At 68.9% G+C, this 21,091-nt stretch carries 15 protein-coding genes; 6 read left to right on the top strand and 9 right to left on the bottom strand.

Annotated elements, in window-relative coordinates:
* Nucleotides 1-179: 179 nt before the first annotated feature.
* Nucleotides 180-1,703: a S8 family peptidase gene (locus SYV04_RS14430; RefSeq protein WP_321546324.1), complete on the bottom strand. Its 1,524-nt coding sequence runs from the start codon at nucleotides 1,701-1,703 to the stop codon at nucleotides 180-182.
* Nucleotides 1,704-1,802: 99 nt separating this feature from the next.
* On the opposite strand from SYV04_RS14430, the gene SYV04_RS14425 reads away from it, so the two are divergent.
* Complete coding sequence (locus SYV04_RS14425; RefSeq protein WP_321546323.1) at nucleotides 1,803-2,333, top strand: GNAT family N-acetyltransferase; 531 nt, start codon at nucleotides 1,803-1,805, stop codon at nucleotides 2,331-2,333.
* Nucleotides 2,334-2,356: 23 nt separating this feature from the next.
* Here the strand turns inward: SYV04_RS14425 and SYV04_RS14420 are convergent, their stop codons facing one another.
* Nucleotides 2,357-3,670 carry a hypothetical protein gene (locus SYV04_RS14420; RefSeq protein WP_321546322.1) on the bottom strand — a complete coding sequence of 438 codons (1,314 nt, stop codon included), beginning with the start codon at nucleotides 3,668-3,670 and terminating at the stop codon, nucleotides 2,357-2,359.
* An 81-nt stretch (nucleotides 3,671-3,751) separates the two neighbouring features.
* Here SYV04_RS14420 and SYV04_RS14415 point away from each other — a divergent pair, with 81 nt between their 5' ends.
* Complete coding sequence (locus SYV04_RS14415) at nucleotides 3,752-4,483, top strand: tetratricopeptide repeat protein (protein ID WP_321546321.1); 732 nt, start codon at nucleotides 3,752-3,754, stop codon at nucleotides 4,481-4,483.
* Between the two features lie 53 nt (nucleotides 4,484-4,536).
* On the opposite strand, the gene SYV04_RS14410 is transcribed toward SYV04_RS14415, so the two are convergent.
* Nucleotides 4,537-4,830, bottom strand: a complete 294-nt coding sequence (locus SYV04_RS14410) for a cyclic-phosphate processing receiver domain-containing protein (RefSeq protein ID WP_321546320.1) — start codon at nucleotides 4,828-4,830, stop codon at nucleotides 4,537-4,539.
* Between the two features lie 128 nt (nucleotides 4,831-4,958).
* Here SYV04_RS14410 and SYV04_RS14405 point away from each other — a divergent pair, with 128 nt between their 5' ends.
* Both SYV04_RS14405 and SYV04_RS14400 read left to right on the top strand, forming a co-directional pair.
* Complete coding sequence (locus SYV04_RS14405) at nucleotides 4,959-6,017, top strand: hypothetical protein (protein WP_321546319.1); 1,059 nt, start codon at nucleotides 4,959-4,961, stop codon at nucleotides 6,015-6,017.
* Between the two features lie 30 nt (nucleotides 6,018-6,047).
* Nucleotides 6,048-9,449, top strand: coding sequence for a serine/threonine-protein kinase (locus SYV04_RS14400; RefSeq protein WP_321546318.1), 3,402 nt, complete (start codon nucleotides 6,048-6,050; stop codon nucleotides 9,447-9,449).
* A 14-nt stretch (nucleotides 9,450-9,463) separates the two neighbouring features.
* Here the strand turns inward: SYV04_RS14400 and SYV04_RS14395 are convergent, their stop codons facing one another.
* On the bottom strand, nucleotides 9,464-10,354 hold the full coding sequence (locus SYV04_RS14395) for a polysaccharide deacetylase family protein (protein WP_321546317.1): 891 nt from the start codon (nucleotides 10,352-10,354) through the stop codon (nucleotides 9,464-9,466).
* A gap of 244 nt (nucleotides 10,355-10,598) precedes the next feature.
* On the opposite strand from SYV04_RS14395, the gene SYV04_RS14390 reads away from it, so the two are divergent.
* A complete protein-coding gene (locus SYV04_RS14390; RefSeq protein WP_321546316.1) occupies nucleotides 10,599-12,128 on the top strand; it encodes an RIO1 family regulatory kinase/ATPase domain-containing protein in 1,530 nt (509 codons plus the stop codon).
* Between the two features lie 19 nt (nucleotides 12,129-12,147).
* Here the strand turns inward: SYV04_RS14390 and SYV04_RS14385 are convergent, their stop codons facing one another.
* The 5 genes from SYV04_RS14385 to SYV04_RS14365 form a co-directional block, all read right to left on the bottom strand.
* The gene (locus SYV04_RS14385) at nucleotides 12,148-14,721 is read right to left on the bottom strand and encodes an ATP-binding protein (RefSeq protein WP_321546315.1); all 2,574 of its coding nucleotides are present in this window, start codon (nucleotides 14,719-14,721) and stop codon (nucleotides 12,148-12,150) included.
* Between the two features lie 189 nt (nucleotides 14,722-14,910).
* Nucleotides 14,911-17,010, bottom strand: a complete 2,100-nt coding sequence (locus tag SYV04_RS14380) for a BatA domain-containing protein (RefSeq protein ID WP_321546314.1) — start codon at nucleotides 17,008-17,010, stop codon at nucleotides 14,911-14,913.
* Complete coding sequence (locus SYV04_RS14375) at nucleotides 17,007-17,888, bottom strand: DUF58 domain-containing protein (protein ID WP_321546313.1); 882 nt, start codon at nucleotides 17,886-17,888, stop codon at nucleotides 17,007-17,009. The genes SYV04_RS14380 and SYV04_RS14375 overlap by 4 nt, the downstream gene beginning before the upstream one ends.
* A 12-nt stretch (nucleotides 17,889-17,900) precedes the next feature.
* Entirely contained in the window at nucleotides 17,901-18,932 is a 1,032-nt protein-coding gene (locus SYV04_RS14370) for an AAA family ATPase (RefSeq protein WP_321546312.1), read from the bottom strand.
* A 183-nt stretch (nucleotides 18,933-19,115) separates the two neighbouring features.
* Nucleotides 19,116-19,679 (bottom strand): imm11 family protein, encoded by a 564-nt coding sequence (locus tag SYV04_RS14365; protein WP_321546311.1) that lies wholly within the window; start codon nucleotides 19,677-19,679, stop codon nucleotides 19,116-19,118.
* Nucleotides 19,680-20,309: 630 nt separating this feature from the next.
* On the opposite strand from SYV04_RS14365, the gene SYV04_RS14360 reads away from it, so the two are divergent.
* Nucleotides 20,310-21,074, top strand: coding sequence for a hypothetical protein (locus SYV04_RS14360; protein WP_321546310.1), 765 nt, complete (start codon nucleotides 20,310-20,312; stop codon nucleotides 21,072-21,074).
* Nucleotides 21,075-21,091 lie beyond the last annotated feature (17 nt).

The raw sequence follows: 21,091 nt of genomic DNA, 5'->3' as shown, positions 1-21,091 counted from the left end.
CCACACACCGCCCATCGTCTCGCCAGGGCAACTGCGCCGCGCTCTGAAGGTTGGCGAGCCGCTGGCTGTGGGGGCGCGGGGCTTTGGCTCTCGGCTCCGTCGTCGCGCAGGCGGAGATGAAGAGGAGCAGCGCGCTGCACGCCTGGAGGTTCATGTGCATGCATCCTCCGACGAGGTTGCTATTGCGTGACAGTGCTCGTCAGCGACACGGCCGAGAATGGAGCAAAGCCGTGGAGCATGACGTACCAGGTCCCCGGTGTCGGAGCGTTGAGGATGCAGGTCTCCGCGTTGCCGGTAATGAAGGGAGCGCAGTCATAGGTGCTGGTGGAGGGCAGCGTTCCGGCTTTGACATACAGGTCCACATCGCCTGTCCCACCGCTGGTGCTGAAGGTCAGCTGCGTGGTGCCCACCGGAACCTCCAGCCGGAAGTAGCGCACATCCGCCTGCGGGTTGGAGATGTCGCTGACGGGGGTACCTGCCCTCAGCCGCGAGCCGATGAAGCCCGTGTACAGCAGCCGGTTCGGGGTGGGCGGCGTGGGAGGCGGCGTCAGCACTCCGGTGGTGGCGTTGCTGATGATCGCCGAGTTCACCGCCGCGGGCGTGGCCGAAGGGACGACCTCCAGCCAGAGCGCAGCAGCGCCCGCGCCGAAGGCCGCGCCCACCGAGCCGCTGATGTTGGAGACGGCCGTGTCGTTGGTGTGCCAGGCCGAGATGATGTTGGCACCTGGCGCGAACAGGTCCACGCAGCTGCCAGTGCCCGAGAAGGAACTCACCGTATCCGTGGCGGAGGAGGAGCCCACGGTCAAGACCGCGGGGATGCGGGCCGGAGATTGCGTGCATGAATCCCCGCCGCTGCTGCCGGCGGACGCCACATAGGTGACGCCAGCGGCGATCGAGTTGTTGACGGCCGCGTCCAGCGCGGCGCTGGCGGGGCCGCTGAGCCCGAGCAGCGCCACGGCCGGCTTGATGTGGTTGGCGGTCACCCAGTCCACGCCGGTGATGACACCGGAGGTGGTGCCCGTGCCCGTGCAGTTCAGCACGCGCACCGAGTGCAAGCGGGTGCTCCGGGCCACGCCGTACGTGTTGCCACCGATGACCGCGGCCCAGTGGGTGCCGACACCGTTGCAGTCGCTTGCGCCATTGCCGTCGGAGATGACGGTGAAGTCGCCGGTGGCCCGGCCACCGAACTCCGTATGGGTCGTGCGGATGCCCGTGCTGATGACATAGGCGTGGGTGCCCACGCCGGTGCCGAAGTAGGTGTACTGGTTGTCGAGCGGCAGGTTGCGCTGATCAATGCGGTCCTTCCCCACGTTGCCCGGAGGGGACTGGACGAAGTCGACCTGCACCAGGCCATCCTCTTCCACGGAGGCCACCGCCGGGTTGCGGGCGAGCGCGAGCGCCTGCTCCTCCGTCATGCGCACCGCGAAGCCACGCAAGGCCCTCTCGTAGACCTGGAGCACCTGTCCGCCATGACGGGCCGCGAGCGTGGTCGCCATCGAGGACACGCTTTGGGTCGTCACGCCCTCGGGCGGCTGCGCGAGCACGACCACGTACTGGTCTCGGATGGGGTGCTCGGCACGGATGAGCTGGGGGCTGGTGCTCAGCGCTTCAGCGCTCCCTACCGAGGGCAGGTTCGCCTCAGGACCACATGCGGCCAGAACCAGCCAGGACAGTACCCCCAGGGCCTTCCGTGAGTTGCTCATGCGTGCTTCCTCCTTGTTCACTCCCAGTATGTCCCCCATCCTTGGACGGTCAAGCCGCATGGAGGATGGCGGCGTGCTTCGTGAGAGGGTAGCGCCACGATGATTCTCGATACGGACCGGCTGATTCTTCGCGAGCTCACGCTCGAGGACGCACCCTTCATTCTCGAACTGGTCAACGAGCCCTCGTGGCTGCGGTTCATCGGCGACAGGGGAGTGAGAGATCTCGACGGTGCCCGCGCCTACCTCCAGAAGGGGCCCCTCGTCATGTACGCCAGCCACGGCTTCGGGCTGTACCGGGTCGAGCGGAAGGAGGACGGCACGCTCATGGGCATGTGTGGCCTGATCAAGCGCGAGGGCCTACCGCATGCGGATATCGGCTTCGCGTTCTTCCCCCGCTTCTGGGGGCAGGGCTACGCGCGAGAGGCGGCGAGCGCCGTGCTCTCCCACAGCAGGACGAAGTTGGGGCTGGAGCACGTCTTGGCGATCGTGGACCCCGACAATCAAAGCTCGATCAAGCTTCTCGAGACGCTGGGCTTCCGGTTCCAACGAATGGTGCGGATGCCTGGAGCCACCGCGGATATCCGGCTGTACGAACTCCACCAGCCCCAACAGGGCCCCCAGGCGTCCTAGGCCTCAGCAGCGCACGAGCCCCGTCAAGGTTTCCCTCCCAGCACCACCACGATCTGGCCAGGGCTCTGCCAGTCCAGGCTCCGGAGCTCCGATGACCGGACGTCGGCCAGCTTGGCGAAGGCCCTGCCGAGCAGGGTATCGGGCAGGACGAGGTAGTAGGCATCGAACTTGCGGGGACTCTGGGCCGGGCCCCGCTTGACCACCCGGGCTCCCTCGGCTTCGAGCTTCTGCTGCAGTGCATCCAGCCGCTCGGAGCCCGCGCCCGCGTCGAGCAACTCCACCGTCGCTCCGCGCAGCGGGTGCGCCGCGGCATCGAGGCGCGCCCTCAAGGAAGCCACCTGCGTCGAGCCCAGGGACTCCAGGCGCTTCAGCTGCTTCTCCGCATCGCGCAGCAACTCCTCGCTGCGAGAGGGAGCCAGGGGGACCTCGGCCAGTATTCCCTCCACCAGTCGTTCCTCGGCGGCCAGCGAGGCAGCTGGCGCGAACGCCTCTGGAGGCAGGTTCGCATCGGCTTCCCAGCCCACCAGATTGGCATCGGAGGCCAGCTCGATGGCCTTACCCCCTAGCTCTGCCATCAGAGAGCGGTCCTCGGCGATGAAGATCTCGCCCGCCTTGCCCTTGAGCGTCGCGGGCTCGGCGCCATACGCCCGAAGCGGCCCCTGGGTGAGGAGCAGCTCTCCGTTGGGGGCTTCTTCCTTTCCGTCCTCGCAGTACTCCTCGGGGCGCCTCCAGTAGATGTAGACCGCGAGCTGGTACGAGTCGTTCCAGTGCAGTCCGTACCGCAGCTTGGGGTCGAAGCGGATGCAGTCGCGCTCGAGTGCATCGAAGGCCTGGCGGGCCAGGGTGGGGAACTGGGGATTCAGGCTCGCCATGGGCACGGACTTGCCCGTGCGAAGATCGATCGTCTCCGGGACAGGGATGCGCACCTGCCCGCCCGCATCGAGGCTCAGGTAGGGCCCGGCGATGGCGGTGATGGGGCCGGTGCGCATGCGGCTCTCCTCGTGGCAGTCCTTCTTTGGAGGTAGCAGCTCCCGGCCGGCGCCTCCTCCCACGGGCACGAGGTGGAAGCGGTTCTGGATGAAGCCCTCGCTCGTCTTGCCACACTTCTGGGGGCCGGAGACCGTGGACACCTGAAGCTCCTGGGGCTTGCCGTCCACCAGGAGGACGATCCCCGCCCGGCGCTGGACCTTGCCGCTCGTATCGACCTGCACCGTCTCGTAGCGGGTGTGTCCCGGCGCTGCCTCGGAGGCCAGGATGGCGCGGAACCCTTCCGCTCCCGAGGCCTGCTGGGTGAGCAGCATCATCCCGGTGAAGAGCAGCGCGTCCTTCCGTCTCATCCGTTCCTCCTGGGTGCGCTCCAGCCTGGGTCCGAGGCGCTGGCATCGTCAATGCGTCAGGGAGCAGTCTACAGTGGAAGGATGCGTTCTCTGGCCGTGCTCCCAGTGCTCCTTCTCGCCGGCTGTCTGAGCCGGAAGCTCCCACACCCGAATGCCGTCGGTCACAACAACGCCTGCGTGGAGTCCCTCAACGCACGGGACTGCAAGACCGCGGAGGCCTATTGTGATCACGCGCTCGAGTTCTCCCCGGACTATCCAGAGGCGCTGGCCAACAAGGGACTCATCTCCTTGTATTGCCAGGACGACAAGGCACGGGCGCGGGAGTTCTTCATCCAAGCGCTGCGCCACAACCCGGAGTTCGCGCAGGCCTACAACAACCTCGGCATGTTGGATCTGGAGGAGAAAAGCTACGCCTCCGCCGAGAAATACTTTCGCCGCGCGCTGGAGGTGAACCCGGACTACGCCGAGGCGCGCTGGAACCTCGCGCGGCTGCTGAAGCTCACGGATCGGCCCGACGAGTCGGAGAAGCAGCTGCGGCAACTGCTCGCCTCGAACCCATCCCTGGCGGATGCGCGGGACCTGCTGGGTGTCCTGAGGCTGGAGGCCGGAGACCTCGAGGAGGCCATCACGCAACTGGATGCCGCAGTGCTCCTGGTGCCGGACCACCCGCTCTACCGCTTCCACCGGGGCGTGGCCTACGCGAGAGCTGGCCGGCTGGAGGAAGCGAAGGACGACTTCCGCGCCTGCCTCCGCGCGGAACCCAACAACTCGGAGTGCCGACACAACCTGGAGTTGCTCGACAAGGGGGCATGAGCCCGGGGGGCCGTTGAAAGGGTCGGCAACAGCGCGACGAGGGTTGTTGCCGGTCAGGGCTTCAGGAAGCGGTCGATCCGCTCGACGGCCAACTGCATCTTCTGCCTGGCCGAAGGGTTTGCCGAATGAATGGAGATGCGCGGAGGGATGAAACCGCGCGTCGCCACGGCGGCTTCGATCCAGCACAGGACGTCATATCCAGTCCCGTGGAGGTCATCTCCGAGATCGTGGTCGAGGCTGATCGCCGTGACTTGGCCGGTCTCCAGCAGAGCGATGGCGTCCTCTGGCCATCGTGCTGCCACCCAACCATCGGGGGTCGCACGTTCGTCATCGAGGTAGACCTTCACGGGAGACTCCACGGGTAGACGGCGGTGGCAGAGAGGGGCCTCTTCATAGAGTAGCCGCTGAGCTGCGGAAGGCGGGAATTTGCTATGGATGAAGCGCCTGACCGGCAGCGACTCACGGAGGAGCGGGGATGCACCGCAGCGTGGCCTTCACTCCCGATGACACGCGCGAATGGGGATTGCCCCTGGCGGGTCCAGGGCTGCTGCTGGACGTTCCCCAGGAGGGCCCCTGGGCCCAACGTCCCGCTTTGCACTTCGATGCCGTGCCGGGCTACCGGCTACGTCTGAGCAGTGGAGGCCAGCCGTTGCTTTGGCTGCGAATCGACGGCTGGTGGGACCGGTGCGGCTTCCTTCGGGGAGCGCCGGGAGTTCCCTCGGGGCTCCCTCCGCTGTCGGCGTCTGAGGTGCGCGAGGTGACGCATGCTCCAGACTCCTCGCTCTGGTGGGAGGCGTGGATGTGGCGCATGGGGCGCGCCCTGGCCCAGCCCGAACATCCGATGCTCCACGCGGGGCGCTGGTGCTTGCGCCCGGTGCGCGCCATTCGCGCCCCTGAGGCGGATCGCTACCCCATCAGTACGATGGAGTGGCGGTTTGGCCAGCCTCCCTCCTCGCCGCACTCCCTCGAAGGGATCCTGCGCTTCGAGCGCTTCTGGGTGGAGGACTGGACGGCGTACGGGCCTCCCTCGGAAGAGGGAATGTTCCAGGGGGCCGTCGTGCCCCTGCGCGCGCCTTCGTCCGAAGAGGACGGCCGGGTGAAGAGCTGGCGCAAGCGCGCGCGTGACGGGACGTTGCCTCCCGCGTTGCTGCTCTACGTGGATCTCCTCGGCAAGTGGCTGCTGCTCGACGGCCACGACCGGGTCCACGCCGCTCTGCTCGAGAACGTGGTTCCTCCGCTGCTGGGGCTCTGGCCCGTCCATGAGGAGGTACTGCCCTCGAGCCCCGAGGGGCAGCAAGGGGTTCTTCAGGCCGCGGAGTTCCATCTGCGCGACGGGGCACCGCCCAGCGTCGTCAACCGGGTCAACCGCATGCTGCTGCTCAACTTCCAGGGGAGCCGTCGCAGCACCGTGACGCGGGCCTGGCCCATGAAAGGAGGGCTCTCGGCCTGGAGGGCCGAGGTGCTCGCCTCGCGGCGTTGGAACCCTTTCCCCGCGGACTCCAGGGACTGGGAGTGGTTCGTGTCGCCCTGTTAGATTCCGCGCCCGTATCCCCAGAGGGCATTCATGAGTCAGGCCAGACCCGTCGAAGCGGGTGTCTCCACCGACGCGTCGGTCCCATCCAAGCCTCCCTCCTCGCTTCCGGAAGTCTCCGGCATCGGGGATGCCGCCACGCTGCCATCACCTCGGGTGCTCCCGGAGAATCCCCTTCCAGGCCAGCGGGTGCCCATGGTGGACCCCGCGTATTACCTCGTGGAGGGAGAGCTCGCGCACGGCGGCATCGGCCGCATCCTCCGCGCCCGGGACCTGAGGCTCGGCCGGCCCGTGGCCCTCAAGCAGATGCTCTCGCCCTCTCCGGAGGCCGAGTCCCGCTTCATGACCGAGGCGCTCGTCACCGCTCGGCTGCAGCACCCGTCGATCATGCCGGTGTACGAGGCGGGCCGCTGGCCCGACGGCGAGCTCTTCTATTCGATGAAGCTCGTCTCCGGACGCTCGCTCGCGGACGTCCTCTCCGAGCCCCGGACGCTGGAGGAGCGGCTGGCCCTCTTGCCTCATGTGTTGGCGGTGGCCGAGGCCATGGCCTATGCCCACTCCGAGCGGATCATCCACCGCGACCTCAAGCCCGCCAACGTCCTGGTGGGAGGGTTCGGTGAGACGGTGGTCATCGACTGGGGTCTGGCCAAGGATCTCTCCCGCACGGAGAGCCCCGCCGCTCCGGATGCCCGCTCTGCCGGGGGCAACTCCATGGATGGAGGCCTGACCCGTGTCGGCACGGTGATGGGGACTCCCGCGTACATGCCACCGGAGCAGGCCGCGGGCCAGCCCGTGGACGAGCGTGCCGACGTCTATTCCCTGGGCGCCATCCTCTATCACCTGCTCGCGGGCTCCCGTCCTTATGAGGGGGAGACCTCGGATCAGGTCCTGGCGCGGGTGATGAGCGGCCCGCCGCCCCTGCTCGCCAGCCTCCAGGACTTCATCCCGAGGGACCTGCTGGCCATCGTGACCAAGGCGATGGCGCGCCAGCCCGCCGAGCGCTACCCCACCGCGCGCGAGATGGCGGAGGACTTGCGGCGCTTCCAGACGGGACAGATCGTCGGGGCGTACGCGTATTCGCGGATGGAGCTGGTGCGCCGCTTCGTGCGGCGCTACCGGGCCGCGGTGTCGGTTACGGCGGTGGCCCTGCTGCTGCTCGCCACCCTGGGCGTGGAGAGCTTCCGTCGGGTCTCCGCCGAGCGAGACGCCGCCCATGAGGCCCGGCGGCAGGCGCGGGCCCAGACCGATGAGCTCCTGCTGACCAAGGCGCGGGCGACCGTGGAGGAGGCCCCCAACGAAGCCCTCGAGCCGCTCCGGCAGCTGCCGCCCGACTTCGAGCGCTGGTCCGCCGCGCGGACGATCGCAGCGGACGCCCAGGCCCATGGCTTCGTCACCGTGTTGCGCGGTCACACCCAGCACATCAATGACATCGCCTTCACGGACGATGGCAAGGCGCTCGTCTCCGCCAGCGACGACCGTACGCTGCGCGTCTGGGCCCTCGAGCAGGGCAGGGCGCCGCTCCTGTTGCAGGGGCACGAAGACGAGGTGTGGCGCATCCGGGTGCTCCCGGGAGGCCAGGGCTTCCTCTCCAGCGACAGACAAGGCGTCCTGCGCCAGTGGAGCCCCACCACCCAGGAGGTCAAGGTCCTCTCGACGCTGCCGGGGCCCGTGTCGGCGATCACCTTGGGCTGCCAGGGCCGGTGCCTGCTCGCCGCCACCCAGACGGATGACGTGCTTCATTCCTGGGACCTGGTCACGGGGCAGGCCCGCACGTTCCACACGGGGGTCGAGGGCATCGAGGAGCTGGTGGCGTCGCCGCTGGGCTCATGGGTGTTCGTGCGAGGCCACCGCAACGCCGCTTCGGCCCTGGGGAACGTGGAGCAAGGGTCCTTTCAGCTGTGGACGCAGGTCCGGCCAACGGTGGGGACATTCTCCCCGGACGGTCGCCTCTTCACGGTGGATACCCAGGGAGAGCTCCACGCATGGACGCCCGGAGCCAGCCAGGGGCAGCGGCTGGCGCGGAACCTGGGGATCGGCACGGCGCTTACTTTCGTGCCGGGCACACCCTGGGTGGCGATTGGCACCCAGGAGGGGGTGATCCGGCTGTGGAACCAGACGACGCGCCAGACGCGGGAGCTCAGCCACCATGAAGGGCTCGTCAACAGCCTGGATGTCACCTCGGATGGCCGCTACCTCGCCTCGGCGAGCGCCGACCGGACGGCGATCCTCTGGGAGCTGGAGACCGGAGAGTTCCGCGTGCTGCGAGGGCCCCGGCAACAGGCTCACCTCGTCCTGTTCTCGCCGGATGACCGGCACCTGGCCGTGGCCAGCTTCAATGGGCAGTTGCGCCTCTTCTCCATGGAGACGAAGACCCACCACGTGCTCTCGGCGGGCGAGGGTCCCCAGGGCTCGCTGGTGCTCTCCTCCGACGGCCAACGGCTGGCCGCGCTGTCCGAGCAGGGAGAGCTGCGGCTGCTCGAGGACTCCTCGGGCAAAGCCCTCTTGGAGGCACCCGGCTTCGCTCCGGACGCGATGAGCTTCTCCCCGGACGGTCAGTGGCTGGCCGCGGGGGGACTGGATGGCCGGGTTCACCTGTACGTGTCCGCCACCGGAAGCGCGCAGCCACCCCTGCTGGGACATGAGGCCCCCATCACGACCGTCACCTTCTCCGGGGACGGCGGGAGCCTCGCCACCGCGGATGAGAAGGGGGACGTGTGGCTGTGGAGGCCCGCCTCGGGCAAGGGACGCCGGCTTGGAGCCCACGGGGCGAAGGTGTGGCAGCTCGCGTTCTCACCCGATGGCGGCAGCCTTGCCTCCGCGGGCGATGACGGCACGGTGCGACTGTGGAACGTAGTGACGGGCGAGTCCCACCCCCTGCCCGGTCACAAGGGCGCCGTGCGCGCGGTGGCCTTCTCCCCGGACGGCCATCACCTCGTCATGGGAGGAATGGATCAGCTCGTGTTCTGGGACCTGGGCAGTGGCCAGAGCCTGCACCAGAACACGGGCGGTGGGGACGTCGTGGAGGTGCGCTACTCGCCTCTGGGCGACGTGGTGGCCAGCCGCAACCTGAAGGATGGGCGCGTGATGCTCTGGGACGGGCGGACGGGAGCGCCGCGCCGCGAGCTGAGGGCGCATCAAGGCGATGTGCTGGGCCTGGCCTTCTCGCCCGATGGGACGCGCCTGGCCTCGGCGAGCCTCGACAAGACCGTGCGGCTGTGGGACGTGGCCACCGGCGAGAGCCGCGCGCTGCGAGGCCACACCGGGCAGGTGGAGGCGGTGGTCTTCTTCCCGGACGGCAAGCGCCTCGTCTCCACGGGACAGGACGGCAGCATCCGGCTCTGGCCGGATGACCTGCCGCTGGAGCCGGAAGCCCTGCGCGCCTGGATGAACACCTTCACGAGCGAGACGCCGCCGCCATCCCCTTCCGGGCCTTGAGCCTCCGCCCGGGCTCAGGCCACGGCGGGCGGTGCGGCCTCGGGGTACTTCTGGCGCAGCAACTCGTCGGTCTTCACGACGGCGAGCCCGTGACGCTTGAGCCGGGTGAGCACCTCGCCCAGCACGCGCACCGTCTGCGGGTGGATGTCGTGGAAGAGGATGGCACCGCCGGTGGACTGCACGCCGCCCGGCACGGCGAAGATGCTCGACAGGATGCGCGAGTCGGCGTTGCGGTGGCGCCAGTCCCACGAGTCCACGTTCCACAGCACCGCCATCTGCCCCTGGGCGTGGATGACGTCCTTCACCACGGAGTCCATCGAACCGTACGGCGGCCGTACCTGCCACAGCGGGTAGGAGCGCCCCAGCGCCGCGTCCACCGCCGCCTGTGTCGCGGCGAGCTGCCGCACCACCTCGGCCCGGTCCACCTTGACGTAGTCGGGGTGGTTCTCGCTGTGGTTCCCCAGGCTGTGGCCCTCGGCGACGATGCGGCGGATCAGCGCCGGGTACTCGCGCGCCTTCTTCCCCAGCACGAAGAAGGTGGCCTTGGCACCCGCGCCCTTGAGCGCGTCCAGCACCTTGGGGGTGTTCACCGGGTGCGGCCCGTCATCGAAGGTGAGCGCCGCCTTGCCCGGGAAGCGCTCGGGCCAGAAGATGCCGCGCACGGGCGGGGGCTGCAGCGGCGCCTGCGCGGGGTTCACCGGAGGCAGCTCGATCGTCATGCCCACGGGCAGCCGGTTGGGGTCCGGGAGGATGTCCTTGTTGAGCGCGGCGATCTCCGTCCACCGACGCACATCCCCCAGCTTGGCTTTGGCGATGGAGCCCAGGGTGTCCTTCGCATGGATGGTGTAGGTGACGTTACGGCGGGGGGAGGCGGAAGCCGAGGCCGTGGAGCCAGTGCTCTGCATGCGGGTGCCCTCCGGGAGGTCCAGACATTCTAGACGGGAGCCTCCGACATAAGGACCGGCCGCCACCGCCGCAACGCGCGGAAAGGCATATCTTTGACGCTATGCGTCATTCTGCATTTACCTGCAAGCAGGTGGGCGAGGGAGTGGCGTCCGAGCGGCCCGACAGGCCACCGTGGCGGGTAGGGAAGAATCCTGCGGATCTGTGGCCACGGAGAGCACCTCGGGCGTGGTAGAACCAGAGGGCATGCATGAAGCGCTCGAGGTTCTCCTCGCCGATGGTGTGATTGATGAGGTGGTGGCCCGCCTCAAGAGTGGCAAGGAGGCCGACGTGTACATCGCCACTCACGGCGACCAGTACGTGGCGGCGAAGATCTACAAAGAGCGCACCCAGCGCAATTTCAAGAACAACTCCGGCTACAAGGAAGGGCGGCTGGTTCGCAACAGCCGCACCCGGCGGGCCATGGAGAAGGGCAGCCGCTTCGGGCAGGAGGCCGCCGAGGACGCGTGGAAGACGGCCGAGTCCGAGGCGCTCTCCAAGCTGTACACGGCCGGCGTGCGTGTGCCCGCGCCGGTGATGTTCTACGAGGGCGTGCTGTTGATGGAGCTGGTGGTCGACGTGGAGGGTCAGCCCGCCGCGCGCCTCATCGACGGGCTGTTCACGCCGGAGAGCGCCAACGAGTACTACCGGGACCTGCGGCAGCAAGCGGTGAAGATGCTCTGCTGCGACATCATCCATGGCGACCTGAGCGCGTACAACATCCTGCTCGGCGCCAACGGGCCCACCATCATCGACTTTCCGCAGATCGTCTCCGCGTCGGCCAACAGTCGGGCGGAGTTCTTCTTCAAGCGTGACCTGGACAACCTGCGCCTCTTCTTCGCCGACCAGGACCGGAGCCTGCTGGGGCGTGCGGGGGACGCGGCGGAGATCTGGCGGGCCTACGTGCGGCGCGAGCTGACGCCGGACTTCGAGCCCACCGGCCGCGCCGTGCCCGAGACGAAGGGGCAGCGGGGCGGGGAGCGGCATGGCGGCAGGCCTCAGCGTCCGGAAGGGGCTCCTCGTCACGGGGAGTCGCACGGCCACGGAGGCTCACCGCGCCACACCGGGGAGCACGGCGGCCGGCAAGGCGCCCACCGCCACGGGGAGCAGCAGAACCCCCCTGGAGGGTCTCGTCACCGGGAGTCGCAGGGGCGCCACGGAGGCCCGCGCCACGGTGAGCAGCAGAGGCAATCCGGCACGCCTCGGCACGCTGAGCAGCAGGGGCAATCCGGCACGCCCCGGCACGCTGAGCAGCAAGGCCACCCCAGCGCGGCGCACCACGGTGAGCGGCAAGGTCACCCGGCAGCGTCCCACTCGGGCGAGCCGCGGGGCCATGGAGGAGCGTCCCGGCACGGTGAGCAGCGGCACCGGGGAGCGCCCCGCAACGGTGAGTCACGAGGCCCTCGGGGCATGCCCCGGCATGGAGAGGCCCGAGGCCAGGGAGGTGCGCCGCACCAGGGGGAGCCCCATGGCCCCCCCGCGGCGCAGCGCCACGGTGATGCGCAAGGTCACCGAGGAGGCCCCCGCCAGGGTGAGGCACAAGGTCACCGGGGAGGCCCTCGTCACGGTGAATCGCAGGGCCACCGGGGCCCCCCGCGACAGAGCGAGGCCCAGGGCCATCGCGGAGCCCGTCCCCAGCGTCCGGGCACACCGGGTCGGCGCGGCGCGAGCCCCGCGGTCTCCTACGTCTCCCGGCTCGGCGGAACGCCTTCACAGGGGCCCGGCGAGGGCACCTGAGTCACCCCAGCCCTCACGCTCAGGCGGAGGGAGGCTCGGGGGCGGCGACGGTGCGCGGATCCAAAGGTAGCTCCACCGTGAAGGTGGAGCCCTGGCCCGGCTGGCTCTCGACCTGGATGTGGCCGCCCATCGCCTCGATGATGGTGCGAGTGATGTAGAGCCCCAGCCCCAGGCCCCCGTAGTGGCGCTCGGACACGGCGCGCTCGAAGCGGCCGAAGATGCGAGGCAGGTACTCGGGCGCGATGCCGATGCCCTCATCCCGCACGAGCAGGCACGCCTTGCCTTCGCTCACCCGCAGGCGCACGTCCACCGGCTTGCCGGCGCCGTACTTGAGGGCATTGTCGATGAGGTTGGTGACGACCTGCTCCAGGCGGAGCCGGTCCCAGTGGCCGACCACCACCCCCTGGGCCTCCAGCGAGAGCGAGGTGCCGAGCCGCGCCGCCTCGGGCTCGTAGCGCCCCACCACCTCGCGGACGATCGTCGTCAGGTCCACGTCCTCGAACTCCAGCCGCAGCTTGCCGCCAGAGATGCGCGTCACGTCCAGCAGGTCGCTCACCAGCTCCGACAGCTTCTTCACCTGGCGGGTGCCAATGGCGACATAGTCCTCCACGGACCTGCGCAGCGGCGAGTCGGGCTGCTTGCGCACCTCGCGCGAGAGCATCTGCAACTTCAGGCTCAGCGGCGTGAGCGGCGTCTTCAGCTCATGGCTGGCGATGGAGAGGAACTCGTCGCGCAGGCGGATGGCCTCCTGGGCCTCGCGGTAGAGCCGTGCGTTCTCCACGGAGAGGGCCGCGCGGCGCGCCAGCTCCTCCATATAGGTGAGGTCCTCGGCGGTGTACCGCCGGCCCGAGCGCGAGGTGAGGAAGCTGAGCACGCCGAGCACGCGCCCGCGCACCTCCAGGGGCACGCAGATGAGGGAGCGCACCTGGGTGGCGAGCAGCACCTCGGCATGCTCCGCGCTGTGCGTCCGCGCCCGGATGCTCTCGGCGGTGAAGTTCTCGATGAGCAGCGCCTTGCCCTCGAGGAGGGCCTGGGTGGGCGGATGCTGGACGTTGCCGTCCGGCATGAGCCCGAAGTCCTTCATCCGCTGCGCGAGCGCGGCGTCCTCCTCCGTGGCGGTGGTCACCTCCACCCGCCGGAACGCCCCGTCTGGCTGCTGCAGGTCGATGACGCACCAGTCTGCGAGCGCGGGCACTGCGAGCCGCGCCAGGTTGCGCAGGGTGGCCTCATAGTCCAGCGAGGAGGCCATCACGGCGCTCGCCTCGGCCAGGAAGCGCGCGTTGGCCGCCGCGCGCGCTCGAGCCTCCTCCGCCTGCCGTTGCTGGGTGATGTCGCGCTGGATGCCCCAGGCCGCGATGAGCGCGCCCTCCCGCACCATGCCGATGAGGTTGTTGACGATGATCTTCGGATTCCCGTTGTGGTCCATCTCGTGGGAGACCGAGTTTTCTATCCGGTAGCCATTGCGGATGAAGGACCGCATGTACTCGATGTTGCGCGGGTCCTCGCGCACGAGCAGCTGCTCCAGCCGGGCTCCCACCAGCGCGCTGGCGCCCTCGAGGCCATACATGCGCGCCATGGCGTCGTTGCACTCGGCCACGTAGCCCAGGCGCAGCATGTCATCGACCTGCTGCTCCTCGGGCGTGGAGGTGGAGACCGGCTCCACGGTCTCGACGCGGAAGATGCCCTCGCTGCTCTGGCTGACGAAGGTCCGGTAGCGCTCCTCGCTGCGCTTGAGCTCGGCGGCCAGCGCCTCGGCCTCCCGGCGGGCGCGCACCGAGGCGGTGATGTCGACGCCGAAGCAGGCGATGCCGTCGATCGTCCCGCGCGCATCCCGCATCGCCTGGTAGATGACGTCCAGCCACACCTCCTTGTCCCCGCCTTCGGGTTGGAGGAACTTCAAGGACATCTCTCGGCCGATGAAGGGCTCTCCCGTGGAGTAGACGCTGTCGAGGATGTCCACCAGCCCCTGGCGCTCGGCGTCGGGCAGGGCCTCGCGGACGCCCCTGCCCAGCAGCTTGCGATTGCCAAACAACGTGTCGTTCAGCGGGTTGGACAGCGTGTAGACGTGCTGTGGCCCTCGCAGCAACGCGACGCAGGCGGGCGCCTGCATGAGCAGGCTCTGGAGCCGACTTCGCTCGATCTCCGCCTCGGTGCGGGCCGCGCGCTCTCGCTCCAGGAGCTGGTTGCGCTCGGCATCCGTCCTGCGCAGGGCCACGTTCAGCCGGGTGACGAGCAGCGACAGCACCAGGAAGATGCCCAGGGAGACCATGTCCCCGGGTTGCAGCTGGAACGCGTCATGGGGCGGCAGGAAGAAGTAGTCCACTGCCAGCATGGACAGCGCGGTGGCCACCAGGGCCGGTCCCCACCTGCCCCACCAGCCAGCCAGCACGATGGCCCCGTAGAAGAACAGGAACGGGCTATTGGACATGAAGGGCCAGAAGGCCTTCTGGAGCAGCAGCGCCCCCAGGACGCTCAGGAGCGCCAGGGCATAATGTCCAACAGGGGACGTCCACAGGCGCTGCGGCCCCGAGGTCCGCGGCGCCTGCGCGGGAGGGTTGGCACGCGACGGCTCGGTCACGGCCAGAGGGGCCATGGCCGGGGAGGACTTAAGAGCTGGCTGCTCGCGCGTCGCCACGGTGCCGGGTTCCAATCAGGTGGCATAACACCTCTGCCAAGGTCCACTAGAACCCATTTCGGCGGGGCTACCAGTTCTCAACGACTCCCAAGTCGCTCGCCTGGCTGGCCGCCGAGGCCGAGTTGCCGCGTTGGGAGCGAAGATCGGCTACTTGCGCAGCAGGGTGCCCTCCAGGAAGAAGGCGGCGCACGCGGCGACGATGAGCCACGTCCACAGCGGCACCTTCGGGCGCTCGGCGTCCCCGCTGGAGGCCTTCACCGTCTCCTCGCCGAAGTAGGCGGTGAGCGTGTCGGGGGGGATGCGGGTGAGGTCGCTCTCGGCGGGGTCCAGCGTCACGGCGAAGTCGAGCGCCTGCAGGGGCTTGCCGTCAGCGGCCAGCGCCGCGTACACGCCCGGCTCGGCCAGCGGGCCGGCCACCACGGTGCCATCCTGCTGGGCCTTCACGGGCACCTCGGCGCCGCTGGGGGCGCGCACCGAGGCGAGGCTCTGCCCGCTCTCGGGCCGCAGCGTCACCGTCTCGCCGACGCGTACGCGCTGCTCCTCGCGCTCCTCCAGTGAGCCGGTGAGGTAGGCGGCGAAGCGCTGCATCAGCGGCAGGAAGCTCGTGCGGATGGCGAAGTCACTCCAGTCTCGGTCCACGGTGCTGGTGAAGAGCGCCACGCGGCCCTTGCCCCGCCGGGCCACGGCCACCGCGGGCGCGCCATCCTCATAGGTGGCCAGCACCTGGCTTGCGCCGGAGGCCCCGGGGTTGTCGGCCTCCAGCAGCATGTAGCGGTAGAAGCGGGCGCCCACGAGGCCCTCTTCGGCGCGGCCAGTGAAGGGCGAGAAGAGCGAGTGCTCCACCTGCACCTGCGCCAGCTTCGCCGCCTTGGTCTCGGAGTCGGGGTCCTCGCGCTCCACGCTGGTGCGCACCAGCCGCAGCGGCCGGGGCAGCAGCGCGCCGAGCCGGCCATTGTACGCGTCGGGGTCCACCCGGTCGCCCACGCTGATGAAGAGGCCGCCGCCCGACGCCACGAAGGAGCCCAGGCGCTCCGCCTCTTCCTTGCCGGGAGCGGGCACGTTGAGCAGCAGCACCAGGTCATACGCGGAGAAGTCCTCGCGCAGGCCGGCGTCCGTATCCCTCAGCTCCACCTCCACGGGCGAGCCCGGGGCGGACAGGGCCGCCTCCACGAAGAAGGCCTCGTCGCGGTAGCGCGTGGCGTGCGGAGAGCCGTTGACGATGAGCGCCTTGAGCGCGCGGGGCACCGGCAGCACGAAGGCGCGGCGGTCGTCGTCGGGCAGCGCGTCGGCCGCCAGCGTCACCTCGCCCTCCACGGTGCCGCCCTGGGGGAAGCGCACCGTGAGCGCCTTCTGCGCGGTGCCGTTGGCGGGCACCTCCACGAAGCCCTTGGCCAGCGTGGACTCGCCGGTGCGCACCGCGGCCTCCAGGTCCCGGATGGGGTTGGGGCCGAAGTTCTTCACCGTGAAGGTGAACTGGAAGGAGCGCGGCCCCGCCTGCAGCGCGGGTTCGATCTTCAAGTCCACCAAGGCGTGGTTGGGCAGCGCCTCCTCGCCGGCGGCCACATCGCGCAGCACCACCTCGGGGCGCACCAGCTTGCCGGTGGGGTCCTTCACGGCGGGCGCGGGCGCCTCGAGCCGCAGCGCGGAGGCCGTCATGTCCGAGACGAGCACCAGCCGCTTGCCCGGCATGGGGTTCTCCTCGAGAGCGCGCGCGGCCATGTCCATGCAGCGCGAGAGGTCCGCGGCGGCGTAGGTGGGCTTCGCCTCGTCGATGAGGGCGCGCAGGCGGGCGCGATCGAAGCCAGGCGGAGGAGGCGCGGCGGGGTTGTCGGTACACACCAGCACCGTGGCGGGCTCCTCGGCCAGCAGGTCCTTGAGGGCGTCGCGCGCCTCGTCCCGTCCCTGCTCGAAGAGCGAGGTGCCGTCGGCCCAGCGCATGGAGAGCGAGGCATCCAGCACCACGGCGGTGGCGGCGGGGCCCTTGGCGGTGGCGGCGGCCTGCGCGTCCTGGCGCAACTCCGGCCGGGCCAGGGCAAAGGGGATGGCCAGCAGGATGAGGGTGCGCAGCATGTAGAGCAGCAGCCGCTTGAGCTTGAGGCGGCTGGCGGTGCGCTTCTGGCTGCGCAGCACGAAGGCCATGGGCGGGAAGGGGTGCGGGCGCGGCCTCCGCCGGTCGAACAGGTGGACCAGCAGGGGGATGAGCGCGCCCAGTGCGCCCAGCAGCATCCACGGGTTGCCGAACGTCATCGCCGCCTCCCACGCCGCCCCAGGAAGCGCAGCAGCACCTCGTCCAGGCGCTCGTCGGTGCGCACCAGCTCGTAGTCCACGTCCGCCTCGGCGCACGCGCTCTTCACGCTGGCCAGGAAGGCGTTGAACTCCTCCAGGTAGCTCTCCTTGATTTCACGCGGGTTCACCTCGATGCGCCCATCTCCTTCCATGTCCAGGAAGAGGGTCGGGTCATCGAAGGGGAAGCTCAGCTCCGCGGGGTCCACCACGTGGAAGAGCGCCACGTCGTTCTTTCGCTGGCGCAGGGCGAGGATGCGCTTGAGCGCGTCCTGGCGGTCATCCAAGAGGTCCGAGAGGACGAAGACGGTGGAGCGACGCGGCAGCACCTCGGCGAGGTGGTCGGCGGCGCCCGCGAGGTCCGTGGAGCCGTTGGCCTGGGCGTGCTCCAGCGCATCCAGCAGCACGTTGAGGTGGCCGGCGGAGGCGCGCGGGGGCACGTCCTTGAAGCCGCCGCCCGCCATGACGGCGAGGCCCGCCGCGTCCTGCTGGCGCACGAGCAGGTAGCACAGCGCGCCCGCCAGGGTGGTGGCCACCTCGAGCTTGGAGAGGGCGCCGCTGCGGTAGCCCATGGAGGCGGAGGCATCCACCACCATGACGGAGCGCAGGTTCGTCTCGTGCTCGAAGCGCTTGACGTAGTACTTGTCGAACTTGCCGTAGGCCTTCCAGTCGAGGTGGCGCAGCTCGTCGCCGGGGGCGTACTCCTTGTGCTCGGCGAACTCCACGCTCTGGCCCTGGTGGGGGCTCTTGTGGAGGCCGGACAGCACGCCCTCCATGACCGCGCGGGCGCGCAGCTTCACTCCCTGGAGGCGGGACAGCGTCTGGGCGTCGAGCAGCGCCATGGGGGCGGGCGGTTACCCCTTCACCGTGGCGACGAGCTGATCCACGAGCTTCACGGAGGTGATGCCCTCGCTCTCGGCGGTGAAGTTGGGCAGCACGCGGTGGCGCAGCACGGGGCGGGCCAGGGCGCGCACGTCCTCCACGGTGGCGACGAAGCGCCCGGAGAGGATAGCGCGGGCCTTGGCGGCGAGCACCAGGTACTGGCTGGCGCGCGGGCCGGCGCCCCAGGAGACGTTCTTGGCGACGAAGTCGGGCACGCCCTGCTCCTTGGGGCGGGTGTTGCGCACCAGCTCCACGGCGTAGCGCACCACGTGGTCGGGCACTGGCACGCGGCGCACCAGGTCCTGCAGGGCGATGATGCGCTCGGGGGAGAGGATCTTCTCGAGCTTGGCTTGGGTGGCGCCGGTGGTGCTCTTGACGATCTGCACCTCTTCCTCGGCGGTGGGGTAGCCCACGTCCACCAGGAACATGAAGCGGTCGAGCTGGGCCTCGGGCAGCGGATAGGTGCCCTCCTGCTCGATGGGGTTCTGGGTGGCGAAGACGAGGAAGGGCAGCTCCAGGGGGTAGGTCCGGCCGCCGGCGGTGATTCGGTACTCCTGCATGGCCTGGAGGAGGGCAGCCTGCGTCTTCGGCGGGGTGCGGTTCACCTCATCGGCGAGGATGATGTTGGCGAACAGGGGGCCCTGCATGAAGCGGAAGGCGCGGCGCCCGGTGGCCTTGTCCTCTTCGAGGATGTCGGTGCCGGTGATGTCCGAGGGCATCAGGTCCGGGGTGAACTGGATGCGATTGAAGGACAGGTTGAGGACGTCGGCCAGGGTGGAGATGAGCAGCGTCTTGGCCAGGCCGGGCACGCCGACGAAGAGACAGTGGCCGCGGCTGAAGAGGGCGATGAGCAGGTGCTCGACGACGTCGCGCTGGCCGACGACGCGCTTTTCGATCTGCTCGACAATCTCTGCGCGGGCCTTGGCGAGCTCCTCGACGGCGCGGAGGTCCTCGTTGGCGGGGGACTCCAGCGAGGGGGCGGGGGTAGGGGCGGCGCTTTCCATGGAGCGGTTCTCTTAACCGGGGCGAGGCGCGGGGACCAAGGGTTTCGGCGCATCGCGTCCAGAATGGATGTCCGGCGGGCAACCCCTGGGGCGGGCTCCTATTCCTGGCGGGGGCCAGGTAGCCTGGAACCCGGGAACTCGGGTGCCTGCCCTCCGAGGGGAGAGGGGCAGGGTGGGAGCGGGCTACACCTCCGCGAACTTCGTGCCCGTGGCGCCCATGCGCTCCAAGGCCTCTTTGATGTCTCCGGAGACGACAAGGGCGGTTTCCCACCCCTGCGGGCGGAAGACCTTGGCGTCCCCGACCTGCGCTCTGTCGATGCGCATGTGATCCACGGCGTAATACTTCCCGACCATCTCGGGAAGGCCATCCGCTGGCTGCCAGAACTGGACCTTGGAGGCGTTCTCGTCAATGCAGCGGAGCGACCTCGTGGCGACGAGGATGAGGTACTGATCGGGCTGGCCCTCGATGTCCACAGGGAGGAGTTGCACGTCACGAGGGGCGAGCTCCATGAACACGGAAGCAACTCGGACGTGGACGACGGGGATCCTGATCCCCGCCTCGGAGAAATCCAGGGGTCTGCCCGCGATCTCGATGGGAATCCTCAATCGTCCCTCGAGATGCACGAGGGCTCCACTCTTGAAGTCCCAGTCATCTACTTCCTGGCCGTGGCTGTCCCGGGGAGTGTCCAGGTGCCAGCGATTCGGGAAGGAGACATCATCGTCCAGTTCGAAGAAGCGCTGCGGCATGGGCCTCCCTAACGAGCCAGTGCCTGGAGTGAACGCATGAATTCTTCAGGTGTCAGCTTCACGGGTTCCACTTCGGAAGGGCGGGGAATGTGGACGATGGATTTACCCTCGCCCGTGTTCAGAGCGTGTTGAGCCAGAGCGAGCGTCCGAAGCATGGAGTGCTCGCATGGCAGCAGCAGTGGCGCTCATCCCGTGCGCAGCGTGTTGCCGATTCTGGGCAGGCCGATGTCTTAGGGGCCTCATCACTTGGCCCGGCCCGCAGGCCTACTGTTCGGAAATGTCGGGGGTTTCGAACATAAAAGTCCCGACATTTCCGAACAGTCGCTCATGAGGGGCAACTCCGAGGGTGCTGAGCGCTGCAGGAGGCGGTTGAAGGTTGATCAAGGTCACCGTGACTTCTGATGCTCAACGCCCCTGCGAGCGGCCATGCGCCGGCAATGGGATTTCCCGCTTGCATGGCTGCCGCTGTTCAACACCCTCTCAGCCAGACCACGTGTTGAGTGTTGCTGCACCCCAGTACCATCAACGCCAGAAACAGCGCACCCGCCCGACGCGAACTCATGGGCTTTTCCGATCAGCGAGGAGGTACTCAGGATAGGGCGGACCTCAGCTCCACGATAGGCTGGGGCCATGAAAGACAAAGAGAAGCCTTCTTCTGTCGTCGATCTGGCCGATCGACGGCCGACTCCGAAGGAGCTTCCCGCCTTCGCGCCGCCCGAGCCGGATCCGGAAGAGACCCGGACCCGCGAGGAGTTCTGGGCCGCGATGGCGCCTTTCCATGACGGGCTCCAGCAGGTCGAGGCGGAGCTTCTCTCCCGGCTCATTCGCCTGGTGCTCCCCGAACTGAAGCGCCTCACGTTGTTCCCCATCCGGGACGTCGTCCGCAAGCCACGCGGCCTGCCCGAGAAGCTCCTGCAGGAGTGGGAGGCGCGGCTTGGGTCCGTGCCGGCCAGGATACGCGAGGCGAAGTGGCTGGATGAGCGCGCCTATCCTCTCGAACGAGGAGACTCCATTCGTGGCATCGAGGAGGCGCGGAAAGAGGACAGCGGCGTCATCTCGGGCCGCACGTTGTACCTGCTCGGAGATGGCCGCCTGGGCCTCATCGAGCTGTCGGGCCTGTGGAAGATGAAGGCCCCGGGCCAGTACGACACCCTCAGCACCTTCGCGGATGCGGAGCTCATCGAGCCCTTGCGAGCCGTGAAGGAGTTCCACCTGCATGATCTCGTGGCCTCGCTCCGTTACATCCTGTGGAACGATCGAGGCATGTCGTCAGGGCCGCCAGAAGCGGACCTCGAACTGCGACGCTCGCGCTTCACGGCCACGGTGAAGGATCTCTCCAAGGCCGCCATCGCCTACACGGACCGGATCCGCCGGGCGGGGATTGGCCCGGTTTGACAAGGGAGTCACCAGCT

Source organism: Hyalangium ruber, from assembly GCF_034259325.1.
In the GTDB taxonomy this organism is placed as follows: Bacteria; Myxococcota; Myxococcia; order Myxococcales; family Myxococcaceae; genus Hyalangium_A; species Hyalangium_A rubrum.
The sequence above is the reverse complement of the archived record's forward strand: the minus strand, read 5'-3'. Positions and strand labels throughout refer to the sequence as shown.

Bases quoted from the DNA above. Each gene is read 5' to 3' on its own strand.
- SYV04_RS14430 (WP_321546324.1), bottom strand. From the start codon at position 1,703: ATGAGCAACTCACGGAAGGCCCTGGGGGTACTGTCCTGGCTGGTTCTG.
- SYV04_RS14425 (WP_321546323.1), top strand. From the start codon at position 1,803: ATGATTCTCGATACGGACCGGCTGATTCTTCGCGAGCTCACGCTCGAG.
- SYV04_RS14420 (WP_321546322.1), bottom strand. From the start codon at position 3,670: ATGAGACGGAAGGACGCGCTGCTCTTCACCGGGATGATGCTGCTCACC.
- SYV04_RS14415 (WP_321546321.1), top strand. From the start codon at position 3,752: ATGCGTTCTCTGGCCGTGCTCCCAGTGCTCCTTCTCGCCGGCTGTCTG.
- SYV04_RS14405 (WP_321546319.1), top strand. From the start codon at position 4,959: ATGCACCGCAGCGTGGCCTTCACTCCCGATGACACGCGCGAATGGGGA.
- SYV04_RS14400 (WP_321546318.1), top strand. From the start codon at position 6,048: ATGAGTCAGGCCAGACCCGTCGAAGCGGGTGTCTCCACCGACGCGTCG.
- SYV04_RS14395 (WP_321546317.1), bottom strand. From the start codon at position 10,354: ATGCAGAGCACTGGCTCCACGGCCTCGGCTTCCGCCTCCCCCCGCCGT.
- SYV04_RS14390 (WP_321546316.1), top strand. From the start codon at position 10,599: ATGCATGAAGCGCTCGAGGTTCTCCTCGCCGATGGTGTGATTGATGAG.
- SYV04_RS14385 (WP_321546315.1), bottom strand. From the start codon at position 14,721: ATGGCCCCTCTGGCCGTGACCGAGCCGTCGCGTGCCAACCCTCCCGCG.
- SYV04_RS14380 (WP_321546314.1), bottom strand. From the start codon at position 17,010: ATGACGTTCGGCAACCCGTGGATGCTGCTGGGCGCACTGGGCGCGCTC.
- SYV04_RS14375 (WP_321546313.1), bottom strand. From the start codon at position 17,888: ATGGCGCTGCTCGACGCCCAGACGCTGTCCCGCCTCCAGGGAGTGAAG.
- SYV04_RS14370 (WP_321546312.1), bottom strand. From the start codon at position 18,932: ATGGAAAGCGCCGCCCCTACCCCCGCCCCCTCGCTGGAGTCCCCCGCC.
- SYV04_RS14365 (WP_321546311.1), bottom strand. From the start codon at position 19,679: ATGCCGCAGCGCTTCTTCGAACTGGACGATGATGTCTCCTTCCCGAAT.
- SYV04_RS14360 (WP_321546310.1), top strand. From the start codon at position 20,310: ATGAAAGACAAAGAGAAGCCTTCTTCTGTCGTCGATCTGGCCGATCGA.